The organism is Leptospira borgpetersenii serovar Javanica, assembly GCF_003046425.1.
In the GTDB taxonomy this organism is placed as follows: domain Bacteria; phylum Spirochaetota; class Leptospiria; order Leptospirales; family Leptospiraceae; genus Leptospira; species Leptospira borgpetersenii.
This window is the reverse complement of sequence record NZ_QAJG01000005.1, coordinates 69,721-90,212: the sequence shown is the minus strand read 5'-3', so window position 1 is coordinate 90,212 and position 20,492 is coordinate 69,721. Positions and strand designations below refer to the sequence as shown.

At 41.2% G+C, this 20,492-nt stretch carries 13 protein-coding genes; 3 read left to right on the top strand and 10 right to left on the bottom strand.

Annotated features, from left to right (window positions below):
• Positions 1-13 precede the first annotated feature (13 nt).
• Both CLV95_RS05350 and CLV95_RS05345 read left to right on the top strand, forming a co-directional pair.
• Positions 14-715 carry an ABC transporter permease gene (locus CLV95_RS05350; RefSeq protein WP_002737133.1) on the top strand — a complete coding sequence of 234 codons (702 nt, stop codon included), beginning with the start codon at positions 14-16 and terminating at the stop codon, positions 713-715.
• Positions 716-804: 89 nt separating this feature from the next.
• Positions 805-2,325: an HDOD domain-containing protein gene (locus CLV95_RS05345; RefSeq protein ID WP_002729132.1), complete on the top strand. Its 1,521-nt coding sequence runs from the start codon at positions 805-807 to the stop codon at positions 2,323-2,325.
• Between the two features lie 194 nt (positions 2,326-2,519).
• Here CLV95_RS05345 and rsmA read toward each other — a convergent pair whose 3' ends face one another.
• From rsmA to CLV95_RS05300, 8 genes are all read right to left on the bottom strand, one after another.
• Positions 2,520-3,425: a 16S rRNA (adenine(1518)-N(6)/adenine(1519)-N(6))-dimethyltransferase RsmA gene (rsmA, locus tag CLV95_RS05340; RefSeq protein ID WP_002734213.1), complete on the bottom strand. Its 906-nt coding sequence runs from the start codon at positions 3,423-3,425 to the stop codon at positions 2,520-2,522.
• Positions 3,388-5,481 carry a ComEC/Rec2 family competence protein gene (locus CLV95_RS05335; protein ID WP_016749030.1) on the bottom strand — a complete coding sequence of 698 codons (2,094 nt, stop codon included), beginning with the start codon at positions 5,479-5,481 and terminating at the stop codon, positions 3,388-3,390. The genes rsmA and CLV95_RS05335 overlap by 38 nt, the downstream gene beginning before the upstream one ends.
• A gap of 294 nt (positions 5,482-5,775) precedes the next feature.
• Positions 5,776-6,651: an SDR family NAD(P)-dependent oxidoreductase gene (locus tag CLV95_RS05325; protein ID WP_002734143.1), complete on the bottom strand. Its 876-nt coding sequence runs from the start codon at positions 6,649-6,651 to the stop codon at positions 5,776-5,778.
• Between the two features lie 101 nt (positions 6,652-6,752).
• Positions 6,753-7,514, bottom strand: a complete 762-nt coding sequence (locus CLV95_RS05320; RefSeq protein WP_002729129.1) for an ABC transporter permease — start codon at positions 7,512-7,514, stop codon at positions 6,753-6,755.
• Positions 7,511-8,446: an ABC transporter ATP-binding protein gene (locus CLV95_RS05315; RefSeq protein ID WP_002733932.1), complete on the bottom strand. Its 936-nt coding sequence runs from the start codon at positions 8,444-8,446 to the stop codon at positions 7,511-7,513. The genes CLV95_RS05320 and CLV95_RS05315 overlap by 4 nt, the downstream gene beginning before the upstream one ends.
• Positions 8,447-8,787: 341 nt before the next feature.
• Positions 8,788-10,635, bottom strand: coding sequence for an exodeoxyribonuclease V subunit alpha (gene recD, locus CLV95_RS05310; protein WP_002736039.1), 1,848 nt, complete (start codon positions 10,633-10,635; stop codon positions 8,788-8,790).
• On the bottom strand, positions 10,635-13,799 hold the full coding sequence (locus tag CLV95_RS05305; RefSeq protein WP_002729147.1) for a UvrD-helicase domain-containing protein: 3,165 nt from the start codon (positions 13,797-13,799) through the stop codon (positions 10,635-10,637). Before CLV95_RS05305 ends, recD begins: the two co-directional genes overlap by 1 nt.
• Positions 13,796-17,191, bottom strand: a complete 3,396-nt coding sequence (locus CLV95_RS05300) for an exodeoxyribonuclease V subunit gamma (protein ID WP_002736042.1) — start codon at positions 17,189-17,191, stop codon at positions 13,796-13,798. The genes CLV95_RS05305 and CLV95_RS05300 overlap by 4 nt, the downstream gene beginning before the upstream one ends.
• 104 nt (positions 17,192-17,295) lie before the next feature.
• Between CLV95_RS05300 and CLV95_RS05295 the strand changes: the two genes are divergently transcribed.
• Positions 17,296-18,744: a RecQ family ATP-dependent DNA helicase gene (locus CLV95_RS05295; RefSeq protein WP_002735954.1), complete on the top strand. Its 1,449-nt coding sequence runs from the start codon at positions 17,296-17,298 to the stop codon at positions 18,742-18,744.
• Positions 18,745-19,121: 377 nt separating this feature from the next.
• On the opposite strand, the gene CLV95_RS05285 is transcribed toward CLV95_RS05295, so the two are convergent.
• On the bottom strand, positions 19,122-19,670 hold the full coding sequence (locus CLV95_RS05285) for an SRPBCC family protein (protein ID WP_002729186.1): 549 nt from the start codon (positions 19,668-19,670) through the stop codon (positions 19,122-19,124).
• A 214-nt stretch (positions 19,671-19,884) separates the two neighbouring features.
• Positions 19,885-20,400 carry an SRPBCC family protein gene (locus tag CLV95_RS05280; protein ID WP_002729151.1) on the bottom strand — a complete coding sequence of 172 codons (516 nt, stop codon included), beginning with the start codon at positions 20,398-20,400 and terminating at the stop codon, positions 19,885-19,887.
• Between the last annotated feature and the right edge of the window lie 92 nt (positions 20,401-20,492).

The window sequence follows — 20,492 nt, the reverse complement described above, 5'->3', positions numbered from 1 at the left end:
ATCGGCTTTGTTCTTGTTTTTGAATTTCACTTGTCAGGTTCAGGTGGGCGGTAAGGATCAATCCGGAAATCCAGATTTTCAAATTTACGTCGTTTTTCTTTTTTTCGCGTTTTGGAATACGGTTCTTGCGCTGTTTCTTCCCGTTTCGCTTTTGGGAGACGAACTGGAAAATAAGACTTATATTCCGATTCTTTCAAGGCCCGTTTCTTCTTTGACCTATATAGGAGGAAAATCTCTGGGAGTTCTTTTACTCGTTTTCACAAACGGCGTCTTTTTAATCGGAACGTATCTCGTTAAACAACGGATCGGTGGGGAAGTTTTTTCCTGGGATCTTTTGAAAGCCTGTTTTACGATGTTTTCCGTTTTTTACTTCCTGATTCTTTTCGGTTTTGTCTTAGTTCTTAGTTTCGGTAAAAATGCCGCGTTTTTTGGAGGACTTGCGTTGCTTGTTTTTTCTACCTTTTTGGATCTATTCATCTACGAGTCCGTTGCGGCGAATATGATTCAAACTTCGGATTTAAAAAAACAAGTTCTGGAAACGATATATTGGGTTTTACCTCAGGAGGGAACCGTGTTTTTCTTTTCGGGTTCTCTTCTCGCAAAAAGCCTTTCACAAGTTCATTACTACGGAGAATACTCCCTTATTCAAATCGGCATTTGGATCATTCTTTGCTTCGGATTCGTAAAAGTTGTTCTGGACAGGAAAGAACTCTAAACATAAAGTGCCGGTTGACGAACCTTTAAAGAGTCATAACTTTGTTTGGGACCAAATTCAAACGACCCAAGCGGAGTTTGGAAGTCCGCATGAAGATTCAATGGTTTCATTATGAAAAAGAAGGGTATTTTCTCTCCGTCAAAAATCTGAACGAACCGATCGAATCTCTCAATCCGCTTTATTTAAGAATCACGCACTTCAATCGAAACATCGATAAAATTATCGGTTTTCTACTGGATCGCTATCTTCAGTATTTGGACATCATACCTTTGAGAGAATGTATCTTTTCCATTTTAAGAGAGACAATCATGAACGCCGTTAAGGCGAATCAAAAGAGGGTGATTTTTAAGGAAGCTGGTTGGGATATCAAGGATCCGGTTCAATACGAGACGGGAATGGAAAGATTCAAGGAGAAATTGATCTCCAAGAAAGACCTTTATGCAGATCTTCTTGAACAAAACGGATTGTACGTCCTCGTTACATTCGGTTTTAATCAGAATAGTTTTCTCCTGAAGGTGGCAAATAACGTTGGCCTTCTTCCCGAAGAGAATCAAAGAATCCAGGAAAGGATTTCGAAGGCACGCACGTATAACAATCTTTCGGAGGTTTTCGAAAATCATGGAGACGAATCGGAGGGAGCCGGTTTGGGACTTGCGATGTCTCTTCTTATGTTGAAAAACGAAGGAATCGAAGGGGATTCGTATCGAATTAAATCCGAAGAAGGAATTACTTCGGCTTATATCAAAATTCCTTTCGAATTTAAGAAAAAAAATACCAATCTTCAAAAAACGGGGGAGATTCTTTCAGAATTGGATAATCTGCCCACGTTTCCCGACAATGTAAATCAGATCATGAGTCTGATTAATAAACCGGATTCTTCGATCCATAACATCACCGAACTCGTAAGTCGAGATATATCACTTTCTGCGAATATTCTAAAATTGGCAAACTCCGCTTCGTTTTCGCAGAGGACTAAGGTGGAGAATTTGGAAGGCGCGATCAAAGTCGTTGGTCTTTCCGAATTGAACAGTATTCTTTTGAGCCTGGGAACAAAAAGGATTCTGGAGGAAAAATACAAAGAGTTCGAATCGATTTGGGAGCGGTCCAGCTTATCGGCGTTTATATGCAGGCGCCTTGGGGAAAGGATGGGTTGGAAAAAACAGACGATCACCGTTCTGGTCTGTGCAGCTTTATTACACGACGTGGGTCGTGTGATTTTGCTTTCTCTTGAACCCGATATGTCCGAAAAAATCTCCGAAATTTTAGGAAATCGACTTTTACCTTCTCCGTTGACTTTGGAAGAAGCCGCATTAGGAATTTCTCATACGACTTTGGGGGGGATGATCTGTGAGAAGTGGAACTTTTCGGATACGATTCGGGTTGCCGCGGAGATGCATCACAGACCGCTTTTGGTTAAGAAGGAATTTCAGGATGCGGTGTTTTCGATTTATCTTTCGGATATGATTATCGATATTTCCCAAGGCCTCTCCGATTATTTTCTGATTCAATCCGCCGTTCTTCAACATTTCGGTTTCAAAAAAGAAACCGAGCTGGGCGAATTTATGAAAAAAACTCTTCAGGAATATAAGGAATTCGATAGGAAATCCTAAACGTTGTCGAGCTATATTAACGTGAGCAGGGTCGTAAGAAATACATGATTCATTTTTTGTAGGAAGTTGGAATTCGAACTTTGTAAATCTATTCTTAAAACGTGGAACTGCAACAGATCGCGATTTTACAAACAAATTCTAAAAGTGGGGACTCTTACTTTTAGAAAATTCTTTCTCATTTTCTTACGCCAAACTCACATTATATTCAGTATTTTTGATATATAAGCGGAAAGTGATTGTGCTGCTTCGTGGAAATCCGCCGCCCTCAATTCTTCCGGTCTTTTATTGAGATCGATTCCTGCGTTTTCCAAGGATTGGACGCTTTCATTTCGAAACTGTTCTTCTGAAAAATTTTCGGAGGAAACAACTTCCACGGGCAGGGAGGCGATTGGTGCGTTTCGAAGTGAGGAAGTTAGTTTTTTTCTTTTTCCCCAGAAGGTGGTTCTGCAAAGGCATTCGAGTGCGATAAATCCGGATTGTTTCTCGAATACCGGACAAGATTTATATTCTAGTATGGAGGAATCCACGTTCGGCCTCGGATAAAAAGCCCCGGCCTTGACGTCTTTTTTTAAACTCCAATTTCCGTACGCGGAAAGATAAAATTGAATCGAAGAAGGTTCGCTTGAAATTCTTTTTGCAAATTCTTTTTGTACAAGAAACGCCGCGCCTTTGAGTTCTTTTAAGTTTTTAACGGAGCTTAAAGTCAGTTCCGAAGAAATATAGTAGGGGAGGTTTCCAAAGAGATAAGTAGAATTTTGGGAGTATTCGTGCAAAAAGTCTAAAGCGTTACCTTCCCTGATTTCGAATTCCGGAAGATATTCCCGGAGCCAATGTGCGTAAACCGGATCGATTTCGAATAACGTGACCGGTTTTTGAAAGTCGAGTAATCCATGTGAAATTGCGCCGAGCCCCGGACCGATTTCCAAAATTCGATCAATTGTCGAAAGAAGGTCGGAACTTAGGCAGTTGAGAATGGATCGGATTGCATTCGGATCGATTAAAAAGTTCTGTCCCCATTTTTTTAATGGGGCCGAGGATTTCGACTCCAGAAATTTGCGGATTTCAGAAACTTTTCGAAATGGGTATTCTCTGGAGCTCATCTTTTTCCAGAAACATCCAATTCTCCGAAAGCCCAAGCAGTTTTCGGTTTCGATTCCAGACTTCCGAATCATCCCGGCTTCCGTACGGAGTTTCTAAAAGAATCCAACCGTTGCCCGTTTTCGTTTTTTGAGAGAGTTGAAAGAGGGAATCCTTTTTCGTATGAAAAAATAGAATTTTGGATCCTTTCGATAGAGGGATTTCTCGGATCGGGTTCGATTTGAGAAGATGGAATCGACTCGTTCGGTTCCAAAGTTCAAAATCACGACCCGAATAGAAAATGTCGATTGAGCGGTCTTGCAAACATTGAAAGGCCCAGACGAGGCAGGATTCTTCTTCCACGAAAACCTTTTTCAAAGGACGTTTATCGGTGGAATCGCAATAAATTTTTTTCGAAATCCGAAATACGTTCGATATCGTCCTATATCCATATTTGCATTTTCCGGAAAATATCAGGGAATCTCCGTTCCTCAAAATAAAGAAAAACCGATTGTTTACGATACGATTTTCCGTAGGAAATAAATTCGGAGACTGATAAAGAAGAACATGGATCCCGAAGATGGAAATAAAAAACAAAACGCAAAAAACCGGATACGATTTTTTCCTGAATCTTCTTTCCTTTTCGAATGGATAATATTCTGAATTTTGAATGTTTTTTGAAATTTCCTCGAATTTCCGTTTGTGGATCGAAGTGTCGATTTCCGGAAATGCTGAATCCGGATCGGGGAGAGAAGGATCTGCGTCTTTCGAATTCCAGTCGGAAACTTCGACGTTTAACTTGTGTTTTGGCATTTTCCATAGAGTAAATTTCCGTTTCGAGGCACTCCGCAGATAATTCTTTTCCATAAAATAAGCATAAAAAAATATTCCGACGCAAAGGAGAACCCAACCGATGATTCCGATCCAAATCGCGTCTCCCATTTCTTTGTAAAAACCGAGCGATTGTGATAACGTTTCCGATAGGTAGATCAACATCTGAATTAACAATTCCGTAATGGACCAAAACGGTTCGGCAAAGAAGGTTAATTTTATCTTTTGTATGATTAGGGAAAAATAAAGTATCGGGAGTAATATTCCCGTCAGAGGGACCACGATTAAGTTTAATAAAATCGACCCGAAGCTGAAGGATCCGAATGCAAATAGTAACACGGGCATTGTTCCGAGTCCGGCGGAAAATGAAATCGATAGATTCTCTTTAAGAAAAGACGTTATTCGATTCTCATCCGAAAGAAAATTGCAAGCGACTTGGATCGGATAAGAAAAAAGGAATATTCCGGTTACTGCTCCAAAGGAAAGACAAAAGGAGACCGTATAAAATCCGGGAGGGTCCACGATCCATAAAATCCAGGCGGAACCGAGTAGCAGATCGACCGATCGTAATTTTCGAAAAAATAATCCTTGGAGCAACAACATTCCCGCAAAGATCCAGGCTCTTGAGAGTGAAACTGGATAACCCAAGGCGGACAGATAAAGAAATCCGGTGAGCAGAGGAATGATTCTCGGTAGTTTGTATCCTAAATTCGGCATTAATTTTAGAAGTCGATACTGAATCCCCATTAATATTCCGAGATGTAGTCCTGAGGCCGCAAACAAATGTAAAATTCCACCTTCTTTCGCTTTCGTTTTGAATTCTCTGGAAAGTTGTTTTGCTTCTCCGAAAATAAGTCCTAAGGCGACTCGGTTGGAGTTTTTTTTCAGGTTGGCTTCTTTTAACTCGAGTAAAACTTGTTCTCTAAATTTTTCTTGGAAAATTTTTTCCGGTTTTCCGAAAGGATTTTTTTGGGAAACGCGGAAAGTAATCTTCTGCGGATTTTTTTGAAATCTTACCGGAAAATAGGTAGAAACACATGCGAAAAGAAACATTCCAAAAATGGAATATTTCACAATTTGGAATCGTATTTTTAGAAATGATCCGATCGAAATTGCAATTACGCCCGCTCCGATCCATAGAAGGATCGTGTCCGGTAAGATTAAGTCGATGACGATTCCTACAAATGTTCCTAGGGAAATTTTCGAATACGCGGAGCAAGGCAACCAGTTTTGGATATGTTTTTCCATATCTTTTACGGTTTTTGATCCGCTCTGTGCGGAATGTTTTTATTGATCGGATTTCAAGAATTTTCGGAACCTGCAAAAATGTGGGACTATTCTCTCTTGAATTGAATCTGTTTATGAATTCTTCTTTTGAGTTCTACACAACTTTGCCGTGTTAGAGAGATGCGCGCAATTTGTTTTTGCAGGAGTTCCCACAGGTCGAATTACTTTGATTTGACGGAATGACTGCGGGTCTGAAGCGAACGTGGAGCAGCCCGACCGTTTTACGGCGGGGAACGTCGGAAATCTACCGACAAATTATTCGCTTTTAGGAGTTTTGGTTTTGCCTTTTTGTTCTAGTCTTTTTTGTGCGGATTTTAGTTCCGCATCCGCAATCAACAAGGTCCATTCCGGAAAATGTCTAACTAAAAAATATTGAAGCCAGGAATCCCAGGTTGCGTATCCTAAAAATTTCCTTTTAGGCAACCAGTTCATAAATGCGTTTGCCACTTTTTCCACGGAATGAACCGTGTTGATCGTCGAACCCATTTCTATCTCCTTTACGAGATCGGGTTTATCCTGATTTTCTTTTTTCAACCCCGGGGTGTCGGTGGTTGGAGGAAGAAAAACTTTCACTCGAACTCCATGAAGCATCATCTCTTGCCGTAAAGATTGTGCAAAACCGGTAATCGCAAATTTACTCGCCGAATACGCTCCGTAACCGTATATGGAAAACGTAGCGAGCATGGAAGAGACGAGTACGATGTCTCCGTACTTTTGTTTTAGGAAATGTTCCTGAAAGGCTCGAATCAAGTTGACGTGTCCAAAAAAATTTACGTCCATCAATTGATGAAAGTCCGACTCCTTTAAGTCGCCAACTTTTCCCGCTTTCGCATAACCGCTGTTACAAATGAGAAGATCCAGTCCGTTTAAAACTTTTAAGGTTTTTTTTGCGGCCTTTTGGACTTGTTTCGGTTCGGAGACGTCCGCAATCGCAAAATCAAAGATTGCGTTTTTGTGGCCTATCTCTCTCAATTCCTCCACGGTCGTTTTCAGGGTTTTTTCATTTCTGGCTGAGAGAATCACGCTTGCGCCCCTTTTTGCGAATTCGACGGCGAATCCTTTGCCGATTCCGGAGGAACCTCCGGAAATAAAAACTTTTTTACCTGCAAATTGGGAATGATTTGATTTCATATCCGATGTTTTTCCCTCTTTTTGATACGATTCCAGGAGGTGTTTCTGCGATCGATTCTACAATAAAGAGAATCGATTTAATAAATTTGAATATTCAGAATCTATTTTTTAATTTTGTATCCCGTTCTGAAGATTAGCCAAACCAAACCGAGGCAGATCGAAAGAAACACGAAAACCATTGTAAGGCTTATTCCCACGCTTACGTCCGCTATCTCGTAAAAGCTCCAACGAAATCCGCTCACTAAATAGAGGACAGGATTAAAAAGGGTTAATTTCTGCCAAAAAGGAGGGAGCATATTCACCGAATAAAAACTTCCGCCTAAAAAAACGAGAGGGGTGATGATGAGTAGGGGAATGATCTGTAACTTTTCAAAATTTTCAGCCCAGATCCCGATGATGAACCCGAATAAGCTGAAAGAAATCGAAGTTAGCAGCAGAAAAAGTATCATCACAAAGGGATGCGCGATTTTTACCGGAACAAATAGCGAGGCGGTGGCGAGCATGATCGTTCCGAGGATCATGGATTTTGTTGCGGCGGCGCCCACAAAACCGATTACGACTTCGATCATGGAAACCGGCGCCGCGAGAATTTCATAAATCGTTCCGGTAAACTTGGGAAAATAAATTCCAAAAGAGGAATTGGCGATGCTCTCCGTCAATAAAGACAACATAATAAGGCCCGGAACGATGAAGGAACCGTAACCTACTCCGTCGACTTCCTGAATCCTAGAACCGATTGCCGATCCGAAAACCACGAAATATAAAGAAGTAGAAATGACGGGAGACGCGATACTTTGAAAGAGTGTTCTCCAAGTTCTGGACATTTCGAAAATGTAGATGGATTTGATTGCGTATAGATTCATTGTGACACCAATTGAACGAATATTTCCTCTAAAGAGCTTTGGGTCGTATTCAAATCTTTGAATTCGATTTTTGCCTTTTTGAGATCTTGAAGGAGAGCGGAGATTCCGGTTTGTTTTCCGTGTGAATCATACGTGTAAAGAAGTTGTTTCCCTTCATTTACGATCTCCAGTCCTTTCGTTTTCAAAGTTGTCGGAATTTTTTTCAGAGTTTGAGTCAAGTCGATTAACAATTGTTTTTTACCGAGTTTCTGCATGAGTTCTTTTTTATCTTCCACAAGGATCAATTCACCCTTGTTGATCACCCCGATTCGATCCGCGATTTCTTCGGCTTCTTCGATGTAATGAGTTGTGAGGATAATGGTTACTCCGTTTTCGCGGAGATTACGGACGATATTCCACATATCTTTTCTAAGTTCAACATCCACTCCGGCGGTAGGCTCGTCCAAAAAAAGAATCCTCGGTTCGTGCGCAAGCGCTTTGGCGATTAAAACGCGACGTTTCATTCCGCCCGAAAGGGTAAGGATCATGTGGTCTTTTTTTTCCCAAAGGGAAAGGGACTTTAAAAGTTGTTCAATATAATCGGAGTTAGGTGGTTTTCCGTACAATCCTCTCGTAAAATTCACGGTCGCCCATACGGATTCAAACGCGTGTACACTCAGTTCCTGCGGAACGAGTCCGATCCGGGATCTCGTAAAACGAAAGTCTTTGAGAATATCTTTTCCGGAAACGTGCACCGAACCTTCGCTCGGATTTACGATTCCGCAAATGATGGAAATCAGAGTTGTTTTACCGGCTCCGTTCGGACCGAGAAGTGCGATGATTTCTCCGTCCTGTATTTCCAGAGAAACGTTTTTCAACGCTTGAAATCCGTTCGCGTAGAATTTGGAAAGATTGTTTACTGAGACAATGGATGACTTCGTTTTCGGTTTCATATTTTTCCTGACACTTCATGCTTAAATTCGTTCGAGTAGAATACCTACTGTACTGAATCCCCTTTCTCAAGCCAGCATCATTTCGATTTTTTAAACTAGATTTGTAATTCAGTTTTTTATCGAATCCTTCTTTCGAGAGGGCGATTTGTGAAATCCTGAGAATGCCCAAACCGATTTAGAACTTGTCCCAAAACCTTAAAAGAAATCAGCACAATCGTTTCATAAGTTCGTAATAGAGCGTGAAAATTCCCGCAGATTGGTGATTTATAGATTTTCTAACGGATTTTATCATTGGAACACTCTCGTAAGAATTCCTACATCTGAGGTTTGGGGACAAGTTCTTAAATTTTAAAACCGGTGTTTCTCTTCTGAGAATTGGCGATTCCGGTTTCCCAGGTCTTCGGGTTGCCCGCAAGAATTACTTGGTTTTTGGCTCTTGTGATTCCAGTGTATAAAATCTGACGGTTGAGAAGTCTATGAGATCGTTCCTTTTCCTGAGATTCCGGATGATCCGGAATATAGATTAGAATTGTATCATATTCTGATCCCTGACTTTTGTGAATGCTCATCACGAATGCGGGTTCGTGTTTCGGAAGAGTGTCTAACGCGAAAGGCAATAATTTACCTTCGATCGGAAAAACCGCTCTGAGTTCTCCGGTCGATTCCATTCTTAAAACGATACCGATATCGCCGTTGAAAAGTTTTCTGTTTTTATCGTTTTGCGTGATTAAGATGGGAAGCCCTATAAAGTAAAGACGTTTGGAAAGGCGTTTTGCGAAAAAATCCGGTTTTTGGTCTTTTCTATGAAAAAGATCCTGCGCGGCCAGATTCATAATTTTCGTTTGAATCGCTTCCACTCCCCAATAACCATTTCTAAAAACGGTAAGACAGCGGAATTTTTTCAACTCCTCCTGAAATTTTAAAATAAAGCCGGCCTCGTTTAAGTCGAAAGAATCCTTGACTTTCCAAGTCCCAATTTTGGAAATCCCGGGATGAAAAATTTCGGTCCAAAGTTTTTCAACGACTTCGTCTCTCGATAAGTGATCCGAAGTTTTATTTGCGGAATTTTGCAACCATACGACTTCGCTTTCATATTTCGAATTCTCTCCGATCGTCGTCGTTTTCGGAAAAGAATCGTCTATCTTTGTTCCGAGATTTAGGTTTTCGGGGGAATATCTGAGAATTTCTTCCGCAAGAACAACGATTTTTGAAACGTTACCCTTCGATTTTTGACGATTGCTTCCCTCGAGTCTGGAGACAAAATTCGTTTTTTTCGATTCTAGTACGGATAAAAAGTCGCTTAATACCGCGCCCTTTTCCACGGAAGGAAGTTGATGCGGATCTCCGATCAGTATGAATCGGAACGGAATTTTTCGGTCGTCTTTTTCGGTATCGCGAGGGATTGCGTTCCATAAGGAAAGCATCAGATTTAAATCAACCATCGAAACTTCGTCCACGATGATCAATCGATGCGGAAGGTATCTTTCCCGGTTGTAATAAAATCCGCCTAACGACGATTTGTAGGAGAGAAGTCCGTGAACAGTTTGCCCCCGTAAGAAATCGGATCCTTTCATTTCGGAGATTTTTTTTAGGTTTTCCTGAATTGATTCCGTTAATCTTTGTGCAGCTCTTCCCGTAGGCGCCACGAGCGCGATTTCTTCGGGAGAAGGAAGTTGTCCCAGTTGATTCAAAATTTCTAATAGAAATGCGACGACCGTTGTTTTTCCGGTTCCCGGACCTCCGCTGACGATGTGAAAGGAGGAATTGAGACAGGAAAGAATCGTCTTTACCTGCGCTTCTTTTAATGGAAAACTTTTTGATTCCAGATCTTTGAGAATTTTCTCGGCACGGTGTCGGTCGACTTTCGGTGGAACGTCGTTTTGAATTCTTTCCTTTAGGAGACTTTCCAGATCGGTTTTGGATCGATGCGTTTTTTCGAAGTAAACCCATTCCTGGTTTTCGAATTTGTCCACGACTAAACCGGGAGGTTTTAATTTTAAAATGTCCCTCCATTCCTTTTTTACGGGGACGCATAAACTTCCCTCTTCCATGGAACTCCAAATCGAATTCAGAATTTCTAATAAATAATCCGAAAAATTTTCGGGAATTTTTTTCAGGGCCCCGGATTCGTACAAGTCTAAAATGTCCGCTTTGAGTTTTTCAATAAAATGGGAGAACGACTCTTCCATCAAAAATCCTCCAACCAGTGAACGGCAGTCAGTTCCCGTACGATTTTGTGGATCGTTTCCATTCTGTCCGGACTCCAATGAAAGTCCGAATAAATTCCGGAGTTCTCTCCGTGTTTCATTCCTCTTAGAAAAAAGTAATATACTCCTCCGATCTTTTGAAAAACGTCTTTAGGCCCGAATAGGTCCTTTAGATATTCGTAAAGTACCATCGCATAGATGTCTCTTTGTAGGTCGTATCGGTTCTCCGTGTTTTCCACACTCCTTCGTAATGAAAGAGGAGAATAGTCTTCGAGCAGATTTGATTTGTAATCGGCTATATAGAATTTATTTTTGATCTCAAAGACTAAATCGATGGAACCTTTTAAAAGATTTTTGCCCGTCGGGTCCAGGCTTAAATGAAAGTCCATTTCCGAAATCCTATTTTCTTTACCAAGATCCACAAGGTTGAACGAGGTTTTGTCCTGGAGAGGAATATTTGCATTTAGGGAATTCCAAAGGATTTCTCCGGCTCTTTTTTGATATGTTTCTTTTTCCGAGAGGGTGTTCTTTTTATTTTCTTTTGAAAGCCTAAAATAATTTAAATGGAAATCCATTCTAGAAAGAACTTTCCGATTCTTTAAAACTTCCCTTGGTGTTTTGGTCTTAAAAAAAGAGAAATCCAATTCTTCCAAAAGGGCATGTAAAAAAGAGCCGGTTGCTGCCGACGAAGGAAGTGCATCTTCAGTTTCAGTGCCTTCCGCGTCGTCAGATTTGAAATATTCCGCTTCTTCCAAAATGGAAAGAGATTCATTTTCCGAGGTTTTGGCCCTGGTTTTTAGAGAAGAATAACTGTGCAAACGAATCGTCTTGGAAGGTTCGGATTCGCAGTGTAGCAGCGGTGTTAAACGAACTTCAGAATCCCGAGTTCGATTTCGTATATTCGGATCCGTTTGGTCGAAAGAAATAGGAGTCCAAGCGATCGGATGAAACAAACTCGGGTCCGGTTCGTTTTCCAAAATGTGCCGTAATCTAGGATACAGAATTTTATAATATGCGGAATCTCTCGTCTTTTTATGGTTTGTGGGAGTGTAGAAGGGAAGGTATAGTCTGACTTGCGGGCGGGTGATCCCTACGTACAAAAGTCTTTTGTTTTCGTTCAGGGACTGATAAGAATATTCTTCTTTACTAATTTTCTTTTCTTCTTCGTTGTCCCAAAGGCTTAACTTCCAGTATCTTTCTCCGTCTTTTTCCGTAACCGGATAATCGTAGATCTCCGGAACGAAATTGCTGGAAAGATGGAATAGAAAAACGACGGGCCATTCCAAACCTTTGGAAGAATGCAAAGTGAGAATTTGAACGGCGTCTTTTTCGGTTTCTTTTTCGAATAAAGGAGGCTCTTGTTCATTTTTGGACTCGATCTGAAGTAGTTTCAACTCTTCTAATATTTCCTCCAGGCCGGCTTGATTAGCGATTTGGAACTGAAGCAATTTGCGGAAAATTTGTCCGTAGTTCGTCTTTTTCCTCTCCCAGTCTATATCCGTTTCGTCTTCGGTTAGGAATATTCTGCTGTCTTCCTCTATGGAACGGAACAGCTCGGGAAATTTACGATCGATCGCGAGGGTTTTCCAACGGTCCAAAGTGGTTTTTTCGTAGGACTCTATCGAATGTTCGTCAAATGCGACTAGATGATCGGGATGGATTTGAAACAGATCGCCCAATAGAAGTTTTCGATAGGAGGAGGGTTTATTCGGATCCAAAAGACATTCAAATATATTGGAAATCTGATACGATTCGGGAGACTGATAGATCCCCTCTTGTTTATAAAACGAGCAAGGAATCCCTCTGAGTTTTAAAGATTGCTCCGCAAGTTTACCTTCCGCCTTACTCTTAACGAGAATCGCGATTTCTCTAAAGTTCAGTTTTTTTTCCGCAAAATGAATCTTTTCGTCGGATTCTTCTAAAATTTGATACGAAAACGGATTCTCGCTTCGAGTAAGTTTCAAGATTTCTTCGCCGATGAATCGACCCCAAGCGTTTTTTGCATCGTTCGTTTTCCAGGTATCTTTTCCGATAAAACGTACGATTTGAATCGGGCCTTGCCTATGTTTGTCGCTTAATAAAATTTTCGGGTTTTTTTCGGGAGCGGAAACCTCCGAGTATTCGATTGGAGTCGATTCGAAATTTCGTTCTACGATCGGAAAAAAACTTTGTTCTCCGGTTTTACCGCCGAATAGTTCGTTATAAGCGCAAATCAACTCTGGAACGGACCTATAATTGACGTTCAACGAAATCTCTTGAGCCTTATGACTTTTCAATTCCTTCTTCGCTCGGAGATAGGTTCCGATATCCGCTCCTCTGAACCCGTAAATTGATTGTTTAGGATCTCCGATGAGATAAAGAATTTTTTGTTCCGTTTCGTCGTTCGGTTCCAAAAAGAGTCTGGAGAAAATTTCATATTGAACCGAATCCGTATCCTGAAACTCGTCTATAATTCCGACTTTATATCTGCTTTGAAGAGCCTTACAAAGATGGGGATTTTTTAGAGAGTCTCTCGTTTGCAAAATCATCTGGTCGTAACTCATCCATTCGGACGTTTTAAATTCCCGTGCAACCATTTCCGCTGCGATCAACGCCGTTTTTTGACGGAACGTTTCCGCATTCATCGGAGTTGTTTCGTTGGAATACGGATATTTTTTTCCGCTCAAAAGTTTGGAGCCGGCGATGAGAATATTCTCTTTTTTTGATATATATCCGGATAAGGAAAGAAACGTTTCGAGTTCTTCCGGATGATTCACCCAAGAGCTCCATTCTTCGTGTTGGAGCTTATACAAAGCCGAGTTCAGTCTTTCTTTCGAATCGGTTAAGATCCATTTGGAAGGTGTTTCCGTTTCCACCGGATATTCCTGCAGAATCATAGTACAAAAACCGTGTATGGTGGAAATTGTAACCTGATCTAGTTCTCTCGCTTCTTTTGTAAGATCGGACGCGATGAGTTTTTTTCTAAGCCTCTCTTTGAGTTCTCCCGCCGCCTTTTCCGTATAGGTTAAAATCAGGATTTGAGTTAAAGGAATCCCGTGTTCGCCGATCAGATCTTTTACGATTTCCATGATCGTATACGTTTTGCCCGTGCCTGCGGACGCTTCGATAAAGCAGGATTTAAGCTCATAAGAACGTCTAACGTTCATAGGTCGTCCTTCCTCCAATCTAAAAAAGGTTTATAGAAGTTTTTAGCCCATTGGATTCGGGATTGTAAAATCAAGTTTGGGGTTTTGGGATAGAGTTTAACCAAAGAGGACAATCCGCTTTTGACTTCGTTTAATTCCTCCTTCAAAAAACGAATCCACGCGCTTTCGTCGTCGAAGACGTCGTCCAGTGTTTTGTTTTTGGAGTCGCTTTGGATATTTTTTAGATAGTAATTGAGGAAAGCTTTTCGAGGAAAAAAGACAGGTTCTGTTTTCAGATATTCCATTAGAATTTTTGCAAGGTATTCGATTCCGATGGACGGGCTTCCGATTCTATATTCGAGAGTAAGAGTGTTTTTCTTTTTGGATTCTTCGGAAGGACGGGGTTTAAAGGAATAGACCTTAAAATTTTCGTTCGAAGAAGCGAAGGCAATTCCGGTTAAAAAAGGAAAACTCATCGTTCTCCAATAATCCTTGTAACCGAGATAGTCCTCGCTGGGTTTTTCTTCCAAACTCTTCGAAAACAACCAGTATAAGTTTCCGTCCTTTTCGATGACGTGTTCCCATTCTCCTTTGATGGAAAAGTGACCGGATTCTAGAGGGACTTTAAGTTCCGGCATTTTTTTACAGATCGAATCCGACAGGCCGGTATCTCCTAAACTCAAGTAAGGATAATACGTCCCACCTTGAAAGATAGGTTTCCATTCGAAAAGGTTTTCGCTTGTTGTTACGAGATATCGAATGAGATCCGTTTCTTGAATTTTTCCGAATACGGACCTTGGAAATTTTGCCGAAGACCTTTCCATTTCCAAAATCGGAGAAAGTACTTGGAGGATTTTTTCCCGGCCCCAACTCCAAGGCTCTTTGGAAACTAAGTCCGGCACCATTAAAGCATGCACTTTTCTTAATATGGAAGTTTCCGCAATCGCATCCAAGTCGAAAATTTCCTTTTCGTAATCACTGCTTTCCTCTTCCTCGAGATACATACCGAGTTTTCTTTTAAGATAGGTATCCAGGGGATCGCTTAAAAATTGAGAAAGTTCCTTTACGTCGATTCCGGATGAAAGGGGCGTAGAGCTCGTTTTGGCAAGTTCCTTCGGGTTTTGGAAACGATCAAGGATCGTATAATCGTTTCGATTTCCGTTTACCCATACCCTTCCAAAGTCGTAGCTCACGAGGCCTTGTTTCAATTCTTCGGAAGTATGTTTGTATTTTATACTATACGAATGTAGTGGAAGTTCGACCGCTTTCTTGATTTGCAGAGATTCCATAATTTCGAAAAGATGGGAGCAAGGTTCGAAGGTTTTATCTTCCTGAAGATTTTTTCCGACATAACTCAATGTGAGGGATTCTTTTGCCGAGTGAATGGTTTCCCATAAAAGGGACTCTTGAATTTCTCTGTGAGAGATATCCCATTCTTCCCGGAAATCTTTCCTGAGATTCAGTTGGGAACGGTCGTTGGAGCCGGGAAATTTTCCTTCTCCTAAACCTAGGATATAAATGTGTTTGAAAGGGAGCGGACGCATGGGTTGTAAAAGCGAAATTGTAACTCCCCCGGTGAGATACGCTCCCTTACGATACGGTATTTGATCAAAGGTCTGTTCCGTAACAAATTTCAGAAGAGAGATTCCTTCGTCCTTATTGTGTAATCGAATTCCTTCCCACTCTAAAAGAGATTCCGACCAATTTTGAAAGAGCTTTCCTTCTTGTTCATATTTTCCCGGAAATTCGAAAAGTTCCTCCAAAGAAGCTCGAACGGTCTTGAGATAATCGGGGGTCCAACGGATTGTTTTCCCTTCGGAAAAAGAAAGAATGTCGTTTTTCGCTTTGAGGACGGTTTCCCAAAAGTTGGTGAGGAGGAAGGAATGTTCGTCCGATTCGAGAAAGATCGGAGCGATCTTGTATTTTGTCCAAGCTGTTTCCTGAGATAAAATCGAGGAAAGGCGGATTCTTTTGAGTCCATTAGAAATTTGGAATGAATCTTTCTCTCTTCCTGACTCCTCGTACTGAACTCCCGATGTATCGATCAGTTTTTCAAGAATCGATAAACTTTCCGAATTACTCCGAATATTACTGTGTAAGAGAGGGTTTCTAAGAAATTTGAGTAGGCTTCTTTTGTCGATGGAGTTCCCGGAGCAGATCTCCCAAAAGTCCATCAAACCTCGATAAAGTAAAGAGGCTTCGTTCGCCTTAATATCCGTCAAAGAATAAGGGATTTTCTTACGAATCGGGTCCGCATCCGCTTTAGTTTGTAAAAGAATTCCGCCGTCAAACACCCATTCGACGGCGGGACGATAGACCCGCATATCCGTAACGAGAATCGCAAAATCCAAATAAGTCAATCGATGGTCCTGATTCATCCTATAGAGAATATCGTTTGCCGCCGATTCCATTTCCCGATATGGAGAGGGAGCGTTCCAGAATCGAACCGAAGCGTCTTGTGAAAGATCTTGGAGGTTATCACAGTTTTGATTCCCTTTCAGAATGTTTCGAAGGGTTGCGAGTTTTTTCGGATACGTATGAGCACTTTCCAGATTTTTAAAAATGATTCCGGGAACGGAAGCAGTTCTCAAAGCGATATGAGTTTGGGGATCGGACCATCTTTCCGGTCCGAGAGAGTTATTCGCGTTTGAAACGTAACCTGTATGAAATTGATACAGATAGATCGGAAGTTTATCTTTTTGAGAAAGGGATTCTAAAATTCCGAGATACGTGTCTGCTAGATTCGACAAACAAAAAAGATGCAGGGAAGGGAAATTACGAGGGGAATGCGTTTTGTCTTTTTGTATTTCTTTGAGGAAAAATTGGACGAGTGTATTCGGTTCTTTAGAATTCAAAAAAACTTTTTGGTACAATACCTTTTGAAAACGGTAGTACTCGTCCTCTTGGGGAAACGGGGACGGTCGGCGAGAGATCATAGGAATATCGATTCCTTTTTCCTTTGCCCAACTTTGAATCCAAGAGGATCGGTTTAATTCGTAATCTTTATAAAGCGAAGTCAGCTTTGTGCTCAAAGAAAAAGCTCGCGTGATGTTCTCCAGAAACGAGCGTAAGAATATCGTTTCTTTTGAATTTGCGTTTTCTATCAGAAAGGTAAGAATTTTTCTTTGAGTTGCCTCCCGGCTTGGGAAGACGCGTTGGAACGGATCATAGTCCAGGTTCGCTCTGAGGTGAAAGTATTCTTCAAGAGCTTTTTCGAGATAAAGGAATCGAAGATTTGCGGAAAGTCCGGAGAATCGAGAAAGATTCAGGTTCAACCAAAGTTTCATGTTCGTGCTCGGGACTACGATTACGGGGGAATGCAAAGGAAAATTTTTTCTTTCTTCGAGAATATTCCTAGAGAGTTCTACGGCCATGTCTTCGAGCGATAAACTTGTGATGTGAGTGATTGACAAACGACTACTCCGACCTTGAATACGAACATTCTAAGAATTAGGCATAGTGGCAAGTAATTACGTTTTCTCTTGCTTTCAAAGACCCAAGATAAATTTTAATCGTAATGCCTTCTCTTCGTCAGCTCGGAAACATTTTCGGAATTTCCACATTCAGAAGTTCTCAAGAGAGAATCATTTTGGACGTTCTTTCCGGAAAGAATTGTCTGGTTGTCATGCCGACTGGAATGGGAAAGTCGATTTGTTATCAACTTCCTTCTCTTGCTTTGGATGGGTTGACCGTTGTCATATCTCCTTTAATCGCGTTGATGCAGGATCAGGTTTTAAAATTGAAGCGACTTGGGATCGACGCGGGTTATATCAATTCCTCTCTTTCCAAACAGGAAAGGCTTCGGTGTTATCGGGATTTGAAAGAAGGAAAGTACAAAATCGTGTATGTTTCACCGGAACGATTTCGTAAGAAGGAATTTATAGATTCGCTTCAACTTAGAAAGGTATCTCTACTTGCGATCGACGAAGCTCATTGTATCAGTCAGTGGGGGCACGATTTTAGACCGGACTATACGAAGATTGGGGAATTTCGGGAAATTCTAGGAAAACCGACTATAATAGCGTTAACCGCAACTGCAACTCTTGAAATTCAAAAAGACATTGTGCTTCAAATGAATTTACGGGAATCGGAAATTCAAGTTTATAACGAAGGAATCTGCAGACCCAATCTGTTTCTGGACGTTCGAACTTTTGTAGATGAACCTTCCAAGTCGGATGCGATTCTTGAACTTTTGAAAAAACAAAAAAAGAGTACAATCGTTTATTTTAATTTGATTCGGAGTTTGGAAAAGTTCGGAGAGAAATTGGATCTACAAAAAGTTCCGTATAAAATCTATCACGGACGTTTGTCCCCCGAGCAAAGAAAAAAAGTTCAAAGACAATTTTTAGAGTCGGAAGATACGATTTTACTAGCGACAAATGCATTCGGGATGGGAGTCGATAAACCGAATATACGAATGATCATACACGCGGAACTTCCTTCGTCTTTGGAAGGGTATTACCAGGAAATCGGAAGAGCGGGGAGGGACGGGGATCCCTCCGATTGTCACGTATTTTACGACCAAGACGATTTGACCGTCTTGATGGATTTTATCGAGTGGCAAAATCCGGATGCATCTTTTATTGCTCGTACCTACCAAACTATGGAACGACTCGGAGAAAAATTGTCTTCGATCGAATACGACGAATTGCAGTCTATGATCGTTCATAAAAATCGAAGAGATCATCGACTTCAAACCGTTCTCAATTTGTTTGAAAGGCACGGAGTTACATCGGGAGAGTTGGAAAAAAAGTCGCTGAAATTGAGATCCCCGTTGCCGGATGTGCTTTGCTCTTCCGAATATTTGGAACGAAAAAAGAAAACGAGTTTGAAACGATTGTATCAAATGTTTCTTTATCTGAAATCGGAAAGATGCAGAAGGGAGTTCGTGTACGAATACTTCGATGCTAAGTGGAGTGGGTGCGGGAACTGCGACGTCTGTAAATATCGGACAACGAGAGTATGAAAATAGACCGGTTTATATTCGTATTTGATTGAAAGCCGCATCAAAAGTGACTTTTCGATCGAAGGTCCGTGTGTCACCTACGACCGAAATTTCTTGACTTGTCGGATTCCGAATCGATTTCAAAGAGGCGTTTTCTTAGAGCGTGTCCCAAAAATTCGATCTTATCAGAATCCTCGCGGATCGCTGCAATTGTTCCTACGTTTTGGGACAGACTCTTAGGTGGTTCTTTGAAAAAAAACGGTGTAATTTTCTCGATCCGTCGTATTCATTTGTTTTTCGGTTCGGATTTTGACCGGAACATTTCGGAAGAATTTACATTAGTATATTTAAAAATACGGATATACTAAATCCTGAAATGGTTGTTGAATTCCGTCGTTTTATTTTGTTTCCACAATCTTTTTGATGTTGTTCAAACCGGTTTCGAAGTCCTTTCCGATCATCTGATCCATATCGCAGAAAAGTCCCATCACTTTGGAGACGAGAGCGTTCGGACCGTACATTGCCCAGGTTACATGAGTCATGCCGTCTTTTACGGCAAAAGAGAATTCGGTGGTGTTATGCGCTTCAAAGGGGGAGAGAAAATCCAATCGCATTTTGATATTGGAAGGAGAATTCGCTTCTGTGATTTCCATACGACCTTTCCCTACTTCGCTGTTTCCTTCCCATTCATAGATGGAACCTACTCCGGAAGCGGCGCCGTTAAAAGTTTTTTTCATTGAAGGGTCTAATTTTTCCCAAGGGGACCAGGAGGCCCAACTATGATAGTCGTTGATCAGAGTAAAGATCTTTTCGGGTTGTGCGTTTATACTCAATGTTCTTTCGTAACGAAAGTTAGCCGGTTTGGTGGAAGCGACCGCGAGGGTGCCCAGGACGAAAATTACGAGTGTTCCGAGCACCGCTAAAACGATTGTTTTTAATTTCGACATAAAATTCTCCTAATGAATTTTTAACTTTTTGTTTTGCCGGATATTTTTATCAGGCGATCCATAGTTTGATCGAGGCCTTCGATCGATCTATATTTCTAAACGGTTTTGTTGTTCTACTATTTGCAAGAGCGTCATCAATGTGCAAAGTGTTTTCTCATTTTACGCCTGATATTGAATCTTGTATTTGCAATTTTTTGTGCCGGGATTCTTTTATTTATTTAAGGATTGCTTCGAGTTTATCGAGGGATTCGTTCCAACTCGCGTTTGTCATATCGCTCGTCTCACCGAGGGGAATACCGGTATGACGCAAGGTTAATTTCGTTTTTCCTTGATGGTTTTCGAAGATAAGAGTTACTAAAAGAGATTCCGGCCAATAACCTTGAATACCGTATTCGGAGGCGGGAACGAAATTGCCGTCTTTGTCTGAGAAACTATCCGTTTGAACGATTTTTTCCGGTCTTACGATTTCTTTGTAAACACCGGCGGACCAGAATTCTTGGCCGTCTAACGCACGCATGCAGAAGAGGTATTTGCCGCCCACGCGAAAATCGATATTACAAACCGGCGATGTAAAATTTTTCGGTCCCCACCATTTCATTACTTCTTTTGGAACTGTCCAAGCGTCGAAAACCGTTTCTCGAGGTGCGTTAAAAACCCGAGTGATGACTAAGTCTTCGTTTGTTTGATTTGTTTTTGCCATTTTGATTCTCCTTTCTTTTTTCAATTTCATAATGGAATGTTCGCTTTACGGTTTGCCTCGAGACCCGGATTTTTTACGATGGAGAGCCCCAAAAAGTCGTAAGCTCTGCGTCATCCCACTTT